This is a genomic window from Pseudogracilibacillus sp. SO30301A (genome assembly GCF_037072025.1).
Classification (GTDB): domain Bacteria; phylum Bacillota; class Bacilli; order Bacillales; family Amphibacillaceae; genus Pseudogracilibacillus.
Map to the genome: position 1 here is coordinate 1 of NZ_JAXHDD010000115.1, position 2,212 is coordinate 2,212.

A 2,212-nucleotide genomic window follows, 5' to 3' on the forward strand; every position below is an offset into this window, starting at 1 on the left:
AAAGCACAGCGGTAATATGTCAAGTCCTTGAAACAAGAAAATTGGAAATTAATTTTGAAAAAGATAACTACACAGCTAAAAAAGCTTAACCCTAATAAACCTCACTATTTTACTGAAAATTGCGAACAACTATCAGTTTTAGTGAAATGGAAAATAAGGGAGATAATGTAAGTGGATCTTATTGATCTCTCCTTTCAGGTGGTGTGTACAATTGATTAGTTTTTAGTAGCGCGAAAACTAATCGTACCAATTTTCTAGCGGTAAGGACGAGTGCTCGTTTGTGTTGATGTTTAGTTACTTCTTTATATTTCTTTTGGTAAAAATCTCTATATTCTGAGTCATGTTTTCTTATATTGTCGGCTGCTTGAACCAAATAATACCTAAGGTATTTGTTTCCGGTAAGCATACGTTTCGTTTCATCGGCTTCAAATTCACCTGATTGATGCTGATTCCAAACAAGGCCTGCATATTTAGCCAATGCATGCTGGTTTTTAAAACGTTTAATATCGCCGATTTCAGCGATTAGACCCGCGGCAAATACAGGACCAATTCCTTTAATAGAAATTAACGTGTTAGGAATACCTTTCATCAGTCTATCAATTTCTTTATCTAATCTTTTCACTTCCGTTTCCATGTGCTTAATAACACTTAGTGTTACGGATAGGGAAATATTAACGGGATCAGCCATTGCTTTATTTAATCGATAAGAGCTACGTGCTATCTTTTGAAGATACTTTGCGATTTCTTCAGGGTTTTCAAAACGGTTTTTCCCTTTTTCCCGAAGGAAATCTATTAATTGTTCAATAGACATTTCCGCAATCTGTTCGGGTTCGAGCTCTTGGATCACCGCTATACAAGTTGTGCCAAATATATTGGAAAATGGATTATCTTGACGTAATCCACTAAACTTTAAAAATACTTGATTTAGAAAATAGGTTTTGTCTCTTGCGGTATTTTTCATGAGATGAAAACGGGTTCTTGTTAAACGCTGCAAGGCTTCATAATGAATAGATTCTTTCATTTCGTTAGGCAGTCGTCCAAAACGCAGGTGGTCTGCGATAACCCAGGCATCAATACGATCGTTTTTTACGAGGGAATCATACCCCTTTTTGAAACGAGCGATCATTCTCGCATTTAAGACGTATATATGTGATTGGATATTAGGCTCATATCCTTGAAGTTGGTCTCTTAAATAATGTGCAAGATGCCAACCAAGGTTTGATGTAGCTTCCATCCCTATTTTCATTGAATTTAATGCATGCTTTTCGCATGTTTCCAATATTTTTTTAATGAGGGTATCTGCCCCTATTTGATCATTGGAAACAGCAAAGCTAGCTATTGAAGTTCCATCTTCAATCATGAATTGTACATGATGAGAATTTAAACTTACGTCTATACCAACTAACATTTGCGACATAGTATCACCTCCAGGTGAAGCAGTAATCAAGTTAATCTCAGACCTGGGTGCCCATGGGAACCATCTAGATCTGCCTCGTCATCAGCACTCATCCGTCAAAGAAGACAATTAATGGGACGCTACTTCCCCTTCTAAGTCGGAGGCGCAACCAGCGGTTAGAAATTCAATGATGGATCATGGGTAGCAGGCTTTAACAGCAGTACACAAAAAGTGTCCGCAAGGAGGATAAGAAATCTCCTAAGAAAAACTTGTCGATCCCATTGTCCCATAGGCAAGTCTGAGAAATCTATACAAAAATATTGGTAAAGAAATGCGCATTAGCACATTAGCAATATTTTCTCATTATTGAGTTGTAAAAAAGCATAACAAATAAGCTGACAATGTATTAATTATCAGTAAAAAGTTAGTATTACCCGCCACTCTTGACCTTGTCCATCCGCCCATGGTGTTGATCACTTAAGGGTTGGGTCAAATAAATCCCTAAAGGGAACCCAACCCGCCAAATAGGCTACCATGGGCGGAACAATACTAAGCTTCCGCTGCGCGGGTCCCTGAACCCACACATCGTAAGCTAAGTATTGGAGCCTACGGTCAAGAGCAAGCAGCTACGCTGTGGCTCCCTCATCCGAGGTGAAGCAGGTAAAACGGGTAAAACAAATGAAGTGGATGAGGAAGCAACATAGCTACTCAACCATAAAAACAAAATTAAAATTGGAAATTGATTTAGGGTCTTTCTGGTTGTCCGGATCAACTGGAAATTCTCCTAAATCAGAGCTCTAAATATATTATACGAGG

1 protein-coding gene is annotated in these 2,212 nt (G+C 38.3%); it reads right to left on the reverse strand.

Going from position 1 to position 2,212, the window contains the following annotated elements; all coding sequences use genetic code 11:
- Positions 1 to 178: 178 nt before the first annotated feature.
- Positions 179 to 1,417 carry an IS110 family transposase gene (locus tag SPD89_RS22595; protein WP_336264204.1) on the reverse strand — a complete coding sequence of 413 codons (1,239 nt, stop codon included), beginning with the start codon at positions 1,415 to 1,417 and terminating at the stop codon, positions 179 to 181.
- Positions 1,418 to 2,212: the final 795 nt, after the last annotated feature.

Excerpts from the sequence above, each read along its gene's own strand:
- SPD89_RS22595 (WP_336264204.1), bottom strand. The coding sequence starts at position 1,417 with ATGTCGCAAATGTTAGTTGGTATAGACGTAAGTTTAAATTCTCATCAT.